We start from the raw sequence: 14,863 nt of genomic DNA, 5'->3' as shown, positions 1-14,863 counted from the left end.
TACATTAGACAAATATTGACAAGTCAAAATATCCCCAAAATGACGTTTGGAGAATACATCAGAGAAATACGAGAAGAAAAGCAATTACTATTAAGAGAAGTTGCATCTCAAATGAATATAGATACGGCACTTTTAAGTAAAATTGAACGTGGTACTCGTATGGCTCGTAAAGAGCAAGCTGAAGCATTAGCCAAAGTATTAAAACAAAATAAAAATGAATTGCTTCAATTCTGGATGGCAGATAAAATTGTCTTTATGTTAAAAGATGAAAAGAACAGTACGGAAATCCTCAAAATTGTAGAACAAAAAATTAATAGATTGAGCAAGAAGTAGAATTAATAAACCCAAGTCTTATGAGTCAGGAACTTTATTTCAATATCATAACGTTTGATTTACCAGACAAACCAATAACTTTTTATTTAAGTAAAGAGAAAATTGGTAATGCTCAAAAGCTCTATAAAACAAAGTTTCCAACCAATATAGAAGATTTGTTTCCTGGTATAAAAGAAGAAAACCCTGATTTCATATACACATCGTTTATTTACGAAAAAGAAGGCTATCATCCCTTATCACTCAATCTAAAGGAACAACCAACCGACTTAATTAAACACTATTATAATTGGCGTATCAAAAAATTCTTTAATAGCATTAAAAAACTTGTTGGTCAAAACTTTGTGAATGATAATCAAATTTGGATAGGTAATAGATCATATCAAAATAAAAGTTTCGCGCAGTATTATAAGTTTACGGTCAAAGTACAAATTAAAGAAGTTAGTGAATATGGTGAGTTAGTTATTTCTTATGATGGTATGGCTAAAGTGTTTAAAAAACCTATTTCTGAAATTATAAAACATACCTCAACAACAAATCTTAATAAAGTTGTATATAAAATGAGGTTATTAAAATATCATAAGGAAAAGGAATTTATTGATGATAACACAAAGGCTTTTGCCATTTTGAATAACGATTTACGTAATGCGTTTAAAATTAAACCAGAACCCAAAGATGATTCCAATAAATATATTGGTTATAAACACAAAATTGATAAGTTTATTCAACATTTCATTTTAAGTGATGAATTTAAGAAAGTTATCCCTGTAAATAATGATGATTACCTGCCAGTAGAAATAAATCGCATTGGTGAAGTAACTGATGAAAGTAATGATTTATTGTTCCAAAATGGTGTTGGTAGAAATCCCAAAATAGATTTTAAGAACTTAAAACCTTTAAATCCTTGTCAGTTAGATAATGTGCATTTCTTCTTTATACATCATACAAGTTATGCTAAAGAAGTAGAAGCATTGCAAAAATTATTGGAAGATGGTACAAGTTGGTATAAAGGTTTAAACATTTATGCAGGTGTTTTAGCACATTTCGATAATGATGTCAATATAGTATTTGATGATTTAGAAAATCCATTACCTCAAATTTCACAAGGTATAAAAGACTTTAAATCAGACCCTAACATTAATTACGTTGCTATTTATTTAAGCCCTTTTAACAAGCACGAACCCAATCTTGAAAAAAAGTTAGTGTATTACAAGGTTAAAGAACAGCTTTTATATAAAAGAATTATATCTCAAGTAATAGAGTTTGATAGATTTAGAAGAAATCAACATAAGTTCATATACGATTTAACAAACATTTCATTAGCCTTATTAGCAAAATTAGATGGTACACCTTGGCAACTAAATGTCAAACCTAAAAATGAATTAGTTATTGGTGTGGGTGCATTTAAAAATACCGAAGAAAACATTCGATATGTAGCAAGTGCATTCAGTTTTAAAAATAATGGAAGGTTTAATGAATTTCATTATTTCAGTAAATCTGATGTTAAACAGTTAGGGGGTGCATTAAGTGATGCTATCTATCAATACGTACCAACAAACCAAATACCTGAAAAAATAGTTATTCACTTTTATAAGGATATGAAGGATGAGGAAATACAACCTGTTTTAGAAATGATGGATAAACTTAAATTGCCTTGTCCTTTATTTGTTTTAAATATCAATAAAACAAAATCTCAAGATATAATTGCTTTCGACCAAAATTGGAATGGTGAGCTAATACCTATGAGTGGTACTTTTATAAATATAGGCAGGAAAGATGAACACAAATATCTTTTATTTAATAATTTAAGGTATAAGACAACAGTTCAATACCCAAGTCATTCAAGTTACTCATTTCCAATAAAACTTAAAATATCAAGTCCTACACCAGAGGCTTTAAATGATAGTAAAATGATTAGAAAGCTAATAGAGCAAGTGTATCAATTTAGTAGGCTATATTGGAAATCCTTACGTCAACAAAACGTACCAATAACAATTAAATATCCTGAAATGGTTGCAGAAATAGCACCTCGTTTTGAAAGCAAGGAAATACCACCTTTTGGTCAAGAAACCTTATGGTTTTTATAATCCGAAGCCTTTTTTCTTTGCACAACCATTGCATTAAAAAATTCTTATATTTGCCTTAATGAAATTTTTAGCATTCATATTGTCAATCTATATCTTCACACTAAATTTAGTGCCTTGTGAAGATACAGGTACTTTTGACAATGAAGTTAAAACAGAAATTTCTCAAGATTTAGGTGATAACCACCAACATCAAGATGCAGATTTATGTTCCCCATTTTGTATTTGCCAATGTTGCCATTTAAACGTAACTTATTTCAAATTCGCAGAAATAAAATTTGAGTTTAAATACATTTCTTCTCAAGATTTTCTCTACTTAAACGGTATAAAAAAAGATTTTACCACTTCCATTTTACAGCCACCACAGGCATAATTCAGTTTTTTTAAAGGATAATTATATCCTTTTTTGACCAAATCCTGGTTCTCATACTAGATCCTTGGTCCTATTGATAGATTTTGTTAGGCACAAAATTATTATCAAGAATTTTAACTGAATTAAATTTTTATTTATATGATTAATAAGATAATCGCATTTTCCATTAATAATAAATTTATTATTGGACTACTTACCTTAGCGCTGATAGGGACGGGTATTTGGTCCATGATGACCGTCAACCTGGGATCGGTGCCAGATATTACTAACAATCAGGTTCAGGTGATCACCCAGTCGCCAAATCTTGCCACAGAAGATATTGAACAATTTGTAACCTATCCCGTAGAACTATCTATGGGTAATTTACCAGGCGTTACAGAAATAAGATCTATCTCACGCTTTGGCCTTTCCGTAGTTACTATCGTTTTTGAAGACGATATGGGAACCTATCTTCCTCGACAGCTGGTACAGGAAAAACTAAACGAACTGGGCGAATCTATCCCTGAAAAATTTGGAAGTCCATCTATGGGTCCCATCTCTACTGGTTTAGGTCAAATCTATGAATACACTATAAAGCCAGAGGAGGGTTTTGAAAACAAGTATTCGCCTATGGAACTGCGCACCGTGCAAGATTGGGTTATCAAACGACAACTCACATTACTGGAAGGCGTGGTAGAGGTCAACTCTTATGGAGGCAGTATTAAACAGTACAGTACGAGGTCACTGTCAACCCAGATAAGTTGAATAGTTTGGGTATTAGTATTTCACAAGTGTATGAGGCTCTCGCTCGGAACAATGTGAATACAGGCGGTGCTTACATAGAAAAAAATAAAATGTCAAATTTCATAAGAGGTGAAGGTCTTATTCGCTCTTTGGAAGACATTAAAGATATTTCGATTATTAACGAGGGCAACATTCCCGTAACTATTGGAGATGTTGCAACACGCGTCCATTTTGGGAATCAGGTACGTTATGGTGCTTTTACGCAAGACGGTAAGGAAGCCGTGGGAGGAATAATAATGATGCTAAAAGGTTCAAACCCTAATGCGGTTATTCAAAATGTTAAGAATCGTATGGCAGAAATTGAAAAATCCCTGCCAGAAGGTCTCACTATCGCCCCTATCATTGATCGTAGTGAGCTAATTGCCAGAACGACCGATACCGTTAAAACCAATTTACTGGAAGGCGCCCTAATCGTGATATTTGCCCTTGTTTTATTGTTGGGTAGTTTAAGAGGTGGCATCATAACGGCCACGACCATACCGTTGTCCTTGCTTTTTGCCTTTATATTAATGAAGCAATTTAATGTATGGGCAAACTTAATGAGCTTGGGAGCTATAGACTTTGGGATTATTATAGATGGTGCCGTGATTATTATAGAAGGAACGGTGTATGAGATCCAAAAACGGATTAGGTCTGGAAAGCTAAAATTCAATCAAGGCGTAATGGATAAAGTAGCCTATGATGCCGGAAGTACGATGATGGGCTCTGCATTTTTTGGACAAATTATCATTCTTATCGTATTTACACCCATTCTTTTTCTTACCGGGGTAGAAGGCAAAATGTTTAAGCCGATGGCTTACACTTTCGGTTTTGCCATGATAGGTGCTATCTTCTTGTGTCTTACCTACGTACCTATGATGTCGGCCTTATTCATGAAACCAATTCAGAATAAAAAGAACTGGTTTGGAAAATTTGAACGTTGGCTGGAAAAAATCAGTGATAAGATAATTGGCGGAATACAAAGAGTATATATGCCCTTATTAAAAGGAGCCTTAAAACTGAAATTAATTGTTATAGGATCTGCAGTGGTACTGCTTGTGTTAGCCGGTTTTCTTTTTTCGAGAATGGGAGGAGAATTTGTGCCTCAACTGGATGAAGGGGATATTGCAATGCAGGCTTTAATCAGACCAGGAAGTTCATTAACAGAGTCTATTGAAGTTTCCAAAAAAATAGAAAATATCCTTCTAGAAAATTTTCCTGAAATTAAAACAGCAACAGCAAGAATTGGAGTGGCCGACATCCCAACAGATCCCATGCCGATGGATATAGCAGATATGTACCTGATTCTTGAAAAAGATAAGGATAAATGGACAACCGCTGAAACTAAAGAAGGACTTATAGCGCAAATCAAGGAAAAACTCAATAAAGAACTTACTGGGGTAAACCTTGTGTTTACGCAACCTGTAGAATTAAGGTTCAACGAATTATTAGAGGGGGTTAGAGAAGATATTGCGGTTAAACTATATGGAGAGGACCTGGGGGTGTTGTCGGAAAAGGTACAGGAAATGGCCAGTATTATCCAAACCGTGCCTGGTGCAGGAGACGTAAACGCGGAGCGAACATCAGGCCTTCCGCAAATGACCGTTAAATTTAACCGTGATAAAATTGCGCAATATGGACTGGATATCCAAAAAGCCAATGATTACATAAGTACAGCTTTTGCAGGAGGAACAGCCGGAGTCATTTTTGAAGGAGAAAAACGATTTGATCTGGTAGTAAGATTTGATGAAGATCATAGAAAGAATATTGATGATTTGCGTGGTATGTATATCGATCTTCCAGACGGAACTCAGGTGCCTATAAAAGAAATAGCAGATATTGAGTATGTTCCGGGGCCTATGCAAATTTCAAGAGATGATACCTACAGAAGAACCTATGTGGGTGTAAACGCCCGGGGAAGAGATGTAGAGTCTGTGGTGAACGACATTCAGCAAAAATTAGATGAGGAATTAGAATTGCCACCAGGTTATTATATTACTTATGGAGGGGAGTTCGAAAACCTTCAGAGTGCCAAAGACCGATTAGTGATTGTGGTACCGATAGCCTTATTCCTGATTTTCGTGCTTCTATATTTTGCCTTAAAATCTTTTTCCCAATCTATCATGATCTATATGGCGATACCATTGGCTGCTATCGGAGGTGTTTTTGCCCTTTGGTTAAGAGGTATGCCATTTAGCATTTCCGCAGGTGTAGGCTTCATTGTTCTGTTTGGTGTTGCAGTTTTAAACGGACTGGTACTAATAAATAGATTCAATTCTTTAAAAGAAGAAGGAGTAACCAGTATAAGAGATAGAATTTTTACAGGAACCAAAGAACGAATACGACCTATTATGTTAACAGCAACAACAGATATTTTCGGTTTTTTACCAATGGCATTTTCCACATCTGCCGGTGCAGAAGTTCAACAACCACTTGCTACAGTTGTTATAGGTGGTATGCTTACGGCTACCTTGCTTACGCTGGTGGTTCTTCCTGTCCTTTATACATTTGTAGAGAAGAGACGGGAGAAAAAGGAACAGAACAAGCTTGGTTCTTCCAATTCACGATCTTTAGCTACGATTTTGATAATTGGCTTTGTTTTAGGCGGAACCTTTTCTGTAAATGCACAATCTGATGCAATGTCATCTGAATATTCACAACAGGATTCTTTACAAACTATTAGTTTGCAAGAGGCTAAAGAAATGGCAATCCAAAACTTTCCGCAATTAAAAGCTGCTCAACTTGAAATTGAAAGTGAGGAAGTATTGCGTAAAACCGCCTATGATTTTGGAAATACCCAAATCTTTACAGGAAAAGAAGAAGTAGGAAATGGCTCTGATGGGGTCTATACTCAAATTGGCGTCCAACAGCAAGGCATTGATATTTTTGGAATTGCCCCCCGGTTAAAATTGCAGAAAGAAAGGGTTGCCCTTGCTGAAAGTGCCTTAGAGTTATCTACTATTGAAATTGAACGTGAAGTAAGCAGGGCCTGGGCCTCGGTTTATACAACTAAAAGGACATTCCAGGTTTATAGAAAAATGGATTCAATTTTTGAAGATATTGAAAGGGCTGCAAGAATCAGGTATGAAACAGAGGCCACCTCCAAATTGGAATATCTTGCTACCTCCAACCAGGCGAACGAGGTTAAAATACAGCTGGAACAATCGTACCGAGATTACCTGAAATCAATACAGCGTTTAAACCTATGGTTCGTTAGTGACACAATCTATGATGTACCAGATTTGCCTGTTGAAACTTTAGACGAACCTTTAAACTTTCTGGTAGAGTCGCTTGAAAATCATCCGTTGCTACAGGTTTCGGAACAAAGGATAGATGTTGCCAAAGCGGTTACCAGAGAACGAAAATCTGAATTTTTGCCCAAATTTCAGGGTCAGTACGGTAGGCAGGAAATAGCCGGGCAATCGGGTTTCTTCCAATATCAAATAGGAATTCAAATTCCGCTGTTTTTTGGGCCGGAATTAGGCCGTACACAGGAAGCACAAGTAAATAGACAGATTGCAGAGCAAAACTTTTATCAGGATAAAATCGAACTGGAAACCGCCTATAAAAATATGCGTGAAGACTATATCAAATGGAGAAACTCATGGAATTATTATAGGGATGAAGCACTTCCTTTAGCACAGGAACAACAGGAAGGGTCAGTATTAGCATTTAAAGAGGGAGCTATAGATTATATAACTTTCCTTCAAAATATAAGAGATGCCATTAGAATCGAGGTAAATGCCTGGAGTGCTTTTAACGATTATCTCGACAGCCGTTACCAACTGGAATATTACCTTAAGAATTCAAATTAAAAATTAAAATAAGAAAATCGATATGAATACAAGATCAATAAATATTCTAATGCTTGCCTTAACGCTCAGCATATTCTTTGGATGTAAAGAAAATCCTGCGGCAGGGGAAGATGCTTCCAGTGAAACTGCAACTACTAATACCGAAGAAGGTGAAAATCACGGTGAGGAAGGAGATGAAGAAGAAGGAGGGATGCGTTCGGTACATCTTTCAGAAATGAAATTCAATAGTCTGGGGATTAAAGTAGATACCTTGCCTAAAAAAGCTTTGTCCGGTATTGTGGAAGCCAATGGCCAGTTAGAAGTGCCGCCACAATATGAAGCTACCGTTACGGCAATTTTAGGCGGTAATATAACTTCTATAAAGGTTATTGAGGGGGATAAGGTAAATAAAGGTCAGGTGTTGGCTTATCTTTCTCACCCAAATTTAACCAGAATGCAGTCTGATTATATTAATGCATATAGTAGGATGCAATTTTTGGAAAAGGAATTTGAAAGACAGAAACGTTTATATGAAGCAGAGGTAGGATCTGGAAAATCTTTTCAACAAACCCAATCAGATTACCAGTCTGTACAAGGTGAAGTGCGGGGGTATGAATCACAGTTACGGCAGTTAAACCTAAATGCTTCCCAGGTTAGAGACGGTGAATTATATGAATATATTCCGGTAGTAAGCCCAATTGGAGGTTATATAGAAAAAGTAAAGGTGCAAATTGGCCAATATGTAGAACCACAAACCAGTATGTTTATGGTAGTTGATAATGAACATGTGCATGCCGATCTAATGGTTTTTGAAAAAGATATTTATAAGGTGAAAGAAGGCCAAAAGATTGCGTTTACACTGGAATCGGTTCCAGGCAGTAATTTAACCGGGGAAATTTATTCAGTGGGGAAACAATTTGAACAAAACCCCAAAGCGGTACATGTGCATGCAGAAATCGATAATAAAGAAGATTTTCTAATTCCGGGGATGTATATAAACGGAAAAATCAGGACCGGTGAAGAAGCTGTTCCTGCCTTACCGGAAGAAGCAATAATTGAAGAAGAAGGAAATCCCTACATCTTTACGGCCCAAAAACACCAGGAAGATGGTGAAACCGAATGGGAATTGAAACCAGTGCAGGTTAGAACGGGAATAAATGAAGATGGTTGGGTTGAAATTAAACTGCTGGAGCCTCTGCCTGAAGGTACGTTGGTTGCCTATAATAATGCCTATTATCTGGTTTCTGAAATGCAGAAAAGCCAGACTTCCCATGGTCATTAAATTAAAAAAATTAGATGGATGGACTCTCTGTTAAATGTTTGTCTTAATTAAAATTCCAGAGGGTTCATCCTTAATACTAAAATTAATATTACAGCAATGAAAGAAATAAAAGCATTTATAAAACCGAAACGAGTTCAAAAAGTGATAGAATCCCTTAGTGAAAGTGGATTCAAAAGTATGACGCTTTCCCAGGGGGAAGGTACCGGGGCTTTTAAAGCAAAAGGCGCATCACCTTCTTTAGATTTCCGTGTAACAGACAGTCCGGTTGTAAAGTTAGAACTGGTATGTCAAAACGAAGAAGCACAATCAGCAATAGATATTATCCTTGAGAATGCAAAAACAACTGAACCCGGTGACGGAATAATTTATCTTTCCGATATTGAAGATGCCTTCCAGATAAAAACCGGGGAATCCATAAAGCGTTACGACCCCTAAATACTTTTATAGCAAATGGAAAAAATAGTAAAAAAGTTGGAAAGCAAAGGCATCCGCCCTACGGCAATGCGCTTGATGACCTATAGACGGCTGGCACAACTGAATGTGGCCGTTAGCTTAGGCGACCTTGGAAAGGATTTCGAAAGCTCGGAAAGGAGTACGCTTTTCCGTACTATGAAGACATTTGAAGAAAAAGGAATCGTGCATCAAATTGAGGATGGCACCGGCATCATTAAATATGCCCTGTGCGAAGACAATTGTGAATGTGAGGTGGGAAACGACCTTCACTTACATTTTCATTGCAATAGTTGCGGGGAAACCGTGTGCCTTACAGAGCACAAAATCCCTCAGATAAACCTGCCCGAAGGCTATGTGGCAGAGGATATCAATCTGGTAGTAAAGGGAATATGTGAGAAATGTAGTGGCGTTTAATTTTATGAGATGACCAAAGCCGAAGAAACACTTAGAAACAACGGGATTAGACCTACCAAAATGAGATTATTTATTTATAAATATCTCAAAAGAAAGTTTTATGCTGTAACATTAAGGGAAATAGAAACGGCTTTCGTTAAAAAAAGTAAACATACACGAGATAGAACAACAATTTATCGGAGTATAAAATTATTTCAAAAGAAAGGGATTATACATCAAATTGATGACGGTACGGCTACCGCAAAATATGCATATTCTGATAAGAATTCGCTGGATCTACACTTACACCTTCACTGTATGAATTGCAGCAAAACCTTCTGTTTGCCCAATAAAGTTCCACAGGAAAATTTACCTGACAAATACGAAATAACCGAAGTAAATTTAGTTTTGAAGGGGGCATGTGTAAAATGCCAAAAAGCAAAGAAGCTAAAATATAACATAGACCAATCTGCTCATAAAAACTTAAAACAATGATACGAATCAAAAATGTCGAAAAAAGCAAAAAAGCAATTTGATATCCGCTTCAATAAGCGGTAAGATTACTAAAGAGGATATAGAGAAAATCCATCCTTTGATACATAATATTGTCAAAAATGGAAATAAGGTGAATTTCTTTTTTGAACTAGTTAACTTTAAGGGCTACGATCTCAAAGGCTTATGGGAAGATTTAAAAGTTGATACCGCCCATATTTCAGATTATGGAAAGATGGCCTTTGTGGGTGAAAAAGAATGGCAGGAATGGGCTGCTAAAGCCACTGATTTTTTTACAAGCTCGGAAGTTAAATATTTCGACTTTACCGAAAAGGAAGAAGCTAAAAGATGGATATTAAACCAATAGGGATATGAAAAAGCTACAACTAAAAATTCCGGTATTGCTACCTCAGGTGCCAAATGAAAAAGACACTTGTGTGCAAAGGCTCATTGCTGAATTAGAGGCCAAAGAGGGTCTTGAAAAAGTACATATAGTAGATGATCAGGAAGATACGGTGCCGCAACTGTGCTTTCATTATGATCCGGACATTATCTCTATTGACCGAATTCAATCTTTGGCGGAAAATGCCGGGGCAGAAATTACAGAAAAATATGGTCATCTTCTTTTAGAGGTTGAGGGGATTAGACATACAAGGCACGCTCGTTCCATCGAGAAAAGCCTTTTGGCAATCAATGGAGTTTTGGAAGTTTCCGTTTCAGGCTCTGGAATGGTACGACTTGAATTTGATAAAAAGCAAACGAATTTTGATGAAATAAGTAAACAAATTGAAAAAGAATACCTTCAGATTCAGCGGAGTTCTTCAAACGAAAATGATTACACCAAAGCATCCAAAAAACAGGAGCGTTCAAAGAAGGAAGATACTAAAGAACAAACTTCCACAGAGGGGCACGAGCACAAAGAGGGCGAGACCCACGAGGAAGGAGAAGGGCACGCCCACGGTGGGATTTTCGGTAAAAATACGGAGCTTATTTTTTCTATTATCTGCGGCGCCCTTCTCGGGATAGGTTTCGGACTTTCCTATGTTGCATCCATCCCAGATTGGGTCAGTCTTACTTTATACATAGGTGCTTACTTTTTTGGGGGTTACTTTACGGCAAAAGAGGCCATACAGACCGTTGCCAAAGGTGGTTTTGAAATCGATTTTTTAATGTTGGTGGCCGCCATAGGTGCCGCTGTTCTGGGAGAATGGGCCGAAGGTGCACTCTTGCTGTTCCTGTTCAGCCTTGGCCACGCCCTGGAACACTATGCAATGAACAAGGCCCGAAAGTCCATAGCGGCCCTTGCCGATCTCGCACCAAAAACAGCTTTGCTCAAAAAAGATGGCAAAACCGAAGAGGTGGGTATCGAAAAATTGGGTATAGGCGATATTATCGTGGTCAAGCCGAACAGTAAAATATCTGCCGATGGCGTTGTGGTCAACGGAAAAAGCAGTGTCAACCAAGCTCCGATTACCGGGGAAAGTGTACCGGTAGATAAAGTTCCCGTAGAAGATGTTGACAAGGATTATTCGGCGCAAGATGATATCAAGGATGAAAACCGCGTTTTTGCCGGAACGATCAATGGGAACAATACTTTGGAAATTAAAGTGATCAAAGCAGCCAAAGATTCAACGCTTTCCCGATTGGTGAAACTGGTTAACGAGGCCCAGACCCAAAAATCACCTACCCAGTTGCTCACCGATAAATTTGAAAAATATTTTGTGCCGTCCGTCCTTATTTTGGTCGGGATTCTTTTGTTCGCTTTTTTAGTTATTGACGAACCCTTTAGCGCGAGCTTTTACCGGGCAATGGCGGTACTGGTAGCTGCAAGTCCCTGTGCGTTGGCAATCTCGACCCCAAGTGCTGTATTGAGTGGAGTGGCCAGAGCTGCCCGTGGCGGGGTATTAATTAAAGGAGGGCGCCCTCTGGAGGACCTGGGGGTTATTACCGCCCTAGCCTTTGATAAAACCGGAACTCTAACGGAAGGAAAGCCAAAACTTACCCAAGTGGTGCCACTTGGAAATATATCTGAAAACGAACTTCTCAAAATAGCAGTAGCTGTGGAAAGTTTGAGTGATCACCCCCTGGCCAAAGCTGTAGTTCGTGATGGAAAAGAGCGTCTGGAAGGCGAGGAAATCCCAAATGCCTCTAATTTGGAGGCAGTTCTGGGTAAAGGGATTAAAGCATCGTTTGGCAATGATAAAATCTATATAGGTAACCTCGACCTGTACGAAGGGCTTGATGAGAGTACACCTTCCGAAAAAATAGCTACGAAAGTGCGTGGTCTTGAAGGTGGTGGAAATACAACAATGCTTATACGAAAAAATGAAGAATATATAGGCATCATTGCATTAATGGATACCCCTCGTGAAGCCGCCAAGGGAACCCTCAAAAAATTAAAAGAAATCGGCATTAAACGAATGATCATGCTTACCGGAGATAACCAGAAGGTAGCAGACGCTGTAGCAGAAGAAATAGGATTGACCGATGCCTGGGGGAGCCTATTGCCGGAAGAAAAAGTGGATGCTATAAAAGAATTAAAAGAAAAGGAATCCAAGGTGGCAATGGTGGGCGATGGCGTTAATGATGCCCCTGCCATGGCAAACAGCACTGTAGGCATAGCTATGGGTGCTGCGGGAAGTGATGTAGCCTTGGAAACGGCGGATATTGCGCTAATGGCCGATAAGTTGGAAACCCTGCCCTTTGCCATAGGCTTAAGCAGGAAGGCAAAGGCGATTATCAGGCAAAACCTTTGGGTTAGCCTTGGTATTGTGGCCCTGCTTATACCTTCAACCATATTCGGCTTGGCAAATATTGGAGTGGCTGTAGTAATCCATGAAGGTTCGACGCTTCTGGTGGTTTTTAATGCGTTAAGGCTTTTGGCTTATAAAAAAGATTAGATCCGGACTTAGACTGTTTTTCGAAAGAATATAAAATGACAAAAACGGAAAAAAAATATCGTCAAAAGGGATACGTCCCACTGAAATGAGGTTGAAAATTCACAAATACCTCAATAGGAAGACCTATGCAGTAAGTTTAAACGAAATGCAAAAAGTCTTTATCGCTAAAAGCGAAAAAAACAAAACGGCAAACAGAACTACCTTTTATCGAAACCTAAAAACTTTTGAAGATAAAGGGCTAATTCATCAGATTAATGATGGGACAGGAGTGGCAAAATTTGCAATTTCCGATAAAAAGGCCAAAGGTAAATACGGTACAGATTTACATATGCATTTTCATTGTACCGTTTGCGGAAAAACTATTTGCTTGCCGGATAGAATATCGAAACAAAACTTGCCGGACGATTATGAAATAAACGATTTGAACCTGGTATTAAAAGGGGTATGTAAAAATTGTAGTAAAAAATAATAGGTGGGAGTACCTTAAAACTGAACCCTTGCGCCCCTGGTCAGCTTAAGGTTTCCCCCACCTTATTTAATTAAAAAATTTACGAATATGGAAAAATATGATGTAACAATTATAGGCTCTGGCCCTGGCGGGTATGTAAGCGCTATACGTTGCGCCCAATTAGGATTAAAAGTAGCCATTATTGAAAGGTACAGCACGCTTGGCGGCACCTGCCTTAACGTGGGCTGTATCCCGTCAAAAGCCTGGCTTGAAGCCTCTGAGCATTATTACAAACTCAAACATCAATTCGAAAATTTTGGGATTGATGTAAAAGAAGCCAATGTCGATATCAAAAAAATGAACCAAAGGGTTCAGGATGTGGTACAGGAAATCATCAATGGCGTTGGGTATCTGATGAAAAAGAACAAAGTTACCGTCTATGAAGGCCACGGCACCATCAAGGACAAAAACACGATTGAGATTAAGGCCGAAGCTAAAACGGAAACTATAGAAACCGATAAAATTATCATTGCCACAGGGTCCAAACCCGCTTCCTTGCCCAATATTAAAATCGATAAAAAAAGGATAATCTCTTCTACCGAGGCCCTTGCGCTACAGGAAATTCCCGACCATTTATTGGTCGTTGGTGGAGGCGTTATCGGGGTTGAGATAGGTTCTGTTTTCGCCCGCCTGGGCTCTAAGGTGTCTATTGTGGAATATTTTGATAGCCTCATCGCCACTATGGATGGCGCACTGGGACATCAATTGCATCGTTCCCTAAGAAAACAGGGAATTGAGTTTTATTTGGAACATAAAGTGACCAATGCAACAGCAACGGACAACAAAGTTGAATTGAAAGCGGAAAACCTGTCCGATAAAAAAGAAATGAATTTAGAAGGCGACTATTGCCTTATGGCCATTGGCCGGAAACCGTACACCGCCAATTTAGGCCTTGAAAACATTGGCGTGGAAACCAATGAGAAAGGACAGGTAACGGTAAATGAGAACCTTGAAACCAATGTCAAGGGTGTATATGCCATTGGGGATGTAATCCGAGGGGCAATGCTTGCCCATAAAGCCAGTGAAGAGGGCGTTTTTGTAGCCGAAAGGATAGCAGATCAAAAGCCACATATCAATTATTCGCTTATTCCTAATATTGTTTATACCCAGCCCGAAGTGGCCGGGGTAGGCTTAACCGAAGAAGAATTGAAAGAAGCAGGAAGAAGTATTAAAACAGGCTCTTTTCCTTTTAAGGCCAACGCAAGGGCGAAAATAAGTATGGACACCGACGGCTTCATAAAAGTAATCGCAGATAAAGAAACTGATGAGATATTGGGAGTGCATATGATAGGGCCACGCATTGCAGACAGCTATACCGAAGCGGTGGTAGCGATGGAATTCAGGGCATCTGCCGAAGATGTTGCAAGGATGTCCCACGGGCACCCAACTTTTTCAGAAACCTTTAAAGAGGCCTGTCTGGCAGCCACCGAAGACAGAGCGTTGCATATTTAACGGCCTTAATTTAATTGTAAAATCGGATTAGGCAGTTTTT

General features: G+C 38.3%; 11 protein-coding genes and 1 pseudogene. All 12 read left to right on the top strand.

Annotation, left to right across the window (positions count from 1 at the left end):
• Window positions 1-39 precede the first annotated feature (39 nt).
• The 12 genes and pseudogenes from AC2H4K_RS01480 (at window position 40) to lpdA (ending at window position 14,823) form a co-directional block, all read left to right on the top strand.
• Window positions 40-333, top strand: coding sequence for a helix-turn-helix domain-containing protein (locus AC2H4K_RS01480; RefSeq protein ID WP_113966042.1), 294 nt, complete (start codon window positions 40-42; stop codon window positions 331-333).
• A gap of 20 nt (window positions 334-353) precedes the next feature.
• Window positions 354-2,417: a Piwi domain-containing protein gene (locus tag AC2H4K_RS01475; RefSeq protein ID WP_493742763.1), complete on the top strand. Its 2,064-nt coding sequence runs from the start codon at window positions 354-356 to the stop codon at window positions 2,415-2,417.
• Between the two features lie 58 nt (window positions 2,418-2,475).
• On the top strand, window positions 2,476-2,787 hold the full coding sequence (locus tag AC2H4K_RS01470; protein ID WP_105045957.1) for a DUF6660 family protein: 312 nt from the start codon (window positions 2,476-2,478) through the stop codon (window positions 2,785-2,787).
• Between the two features lie 138 nt (window positions 2,788-2,925).
• Window positions 2,926-7,364 (top strand): annotated as a pseudogene (locus AC2H4K_RS01465) (CusA/CzcA family heavy metal efflux RND transporter).
• A 22-nt stretch (window positions 7,365-7,386) separates the two neighbouring features.
• A complete protein-coding gene (locus tag AC2H4K_RS01460; protein WP_281139054.1) occupies window positions 7,387-8,625 on the top strand; it encodes an efflux RND transporter periplasmic adaptor subunit in 1,239 nt (412 codons plus the stop codon).
• Window positions 8,626-8,721: 96 nt separating this feature from the next.
• Window positions 8,722-9,060, top strand: a complete 339-nt coding sequence (locus AC2H4K_RS01455) for a P-II family nitrogen regulator (protein WP_008613762.1) — start codon at window positions 8,722-8,724, stop codon at window positions 9,058-9,060.
• A 15-nt stretch (window positions 9,061-9,075) separates the two neighbouring features.
• Window positions 9,076-9,492, top strand: coding sequence for a Fur family transcriptional regulator (locus tag AC2H4K_RS01450; protein WP_027885450.1), 417 nt, complete (start codon window positions 9,076-9,078; stop codon window positions 9,490-9,492).
• A gap of 60 nt (window positions 9,493-9,552) precedes the next feature.
• Window positions 9,553-9,966, top strand: a complete 414-nt coding sequence (locus tag AC2H4K_RS01445; RefSeq protein WP_493742364.1) for a Fur family transcriptional regulator — start codon at window positions 9,553-9,555, stop codon at window positions 9,964-9,966.
• 37 nt (window positions 9,967-10,003) lie between these two features.
• Entirely contained in the window at window positions 10,004-10,330 is a 327-nt protein-coding gene (locus AC2H4K_RS01440) for a SpoIIAA family protein (protein WP_493742762.1), read from the top strand.
• Between the two features lie 4 nt (window positions 10,331-10,334).
• The gene (locus tag AC2H4K_RS01435; RefSeq protein ID WP_093026604.1) at window positions 10,335-12,863 is read left to right on the top strand and encodes a heavy metal translocating P-type ATPase; all 2,529 of its coding nucleotides are present in this window, start codon (window positions 10,335-10,337) and stop codon (window positions 12,861-12,863) included.
• A gap of 85 nt (window positions 12,864-12,948) precedes the next feature.
• The gene (locus tag AC2H4K_RS01430; protein ID WP_493742761.1) at window positions 12,949-13,332 is read left to right on the top strand and encodes a Fur family transcriptional regulator; all 384 of its coding nucleotides are present in this window, start codon (window positions 12,949-12,951) and stop codon (window positions 13,330-13,332) included.
• Window positions 13,333-13,419: 87 nt separating this feature from the next.
• The gene (gene lpdA, locus AC2H4K_RS01425; protein WP_111126196.1) at window positions 13,420-14,823 is read left to right on the top strand and encodes a dihydrolipoyl dehydrogenase; all 1,404 of its coding nucleotides are present in this window, start codon (window positions 13,420-13,422) and stop codon (window positions 14,821-14,823) included.
• Window positions 14,824-14,863 lie beyond the last annotated feature (40 nt).

The sequence above is a fragment of the Winogradskyella sp. 266wxhm genome, assembly GCF_058964685.1.
Note: the sequence above shows the minus strand (reverse complement) of the source record. Positions and strands in the feature narration are given on the sequence as shown.

Bases quoted from the DNA above. Each gene is read 5' to 3' on its own strand.
- AC2H4K_RS01480 (WP_113966042.1), top strand. From the start codon at position 40: ATGACGTTTGGAGAATACATCAGAGAAATACGAGAAGAAAAGCAATTA.
- AC2H4K_RS01475 (WP_493742763.1), top strand. From the start codon at position 354: ATGAGTCAGGAACTTTATTTCAATATCATAACGTTTGATTTACCAGAC.
- AC2H4K_RS01470 (WP_105045957.1), top strand. From the start codon at position 2,476: ATGAAATTTTTAGCATTCATATTGTCAATCTATATCTTCACACTAAAT.
- AC2H4K_RS01460 (WP_281139054.1), top strand. From the start codon at position 7,387: ATGAATACAAGATCAATAAATATTCTAATGCTTGCCTTAACGCTCAGC.
- AC2H4K_RS01455 (WP_008613762.1), top strand. From the start codon at position 8,722: ATGAAAGAAATAAAAGCATTTATAAAACCGAAACGAGTTCAAAAAGTG.
- AC2H4K_RS01450 (WP_027885450.1), top strand. From the start codon at position 9,076: ATGGAAAAAATAGTAAAAAAGTTGGAAAGCAAAGGCATCCGCCCTACG.
- AC2H4K_RS01445 (WP_493742364.1), top strand. From the start codon at position 9,553: ATGAGATTATTTATTTATAAATATCTCAAAAGAAAGTTTTATGCTGTA.
- AC2H4K_RS01435 (WP_093026604.1), top strand. From the start codon at position 10,335: ATGAAAAAGCTACAACTAAAAATTCCGGTATTGCTACCTCAGGTGCCA.
- AC2H4K_RS01430 (WP_493742761.1), top strand. From the start codon at position 12,949: ATGAGGTTGAAAATTCACAAATACCTCAATAGGAAGACCTATGCAGTA.
- lpdA (WP_111126196.1), top strand. From the start codon at position 13,420: ATGGAAAAATATGATGTAACAATTATAGGCTCTGGCCCTGGCGGGTAT.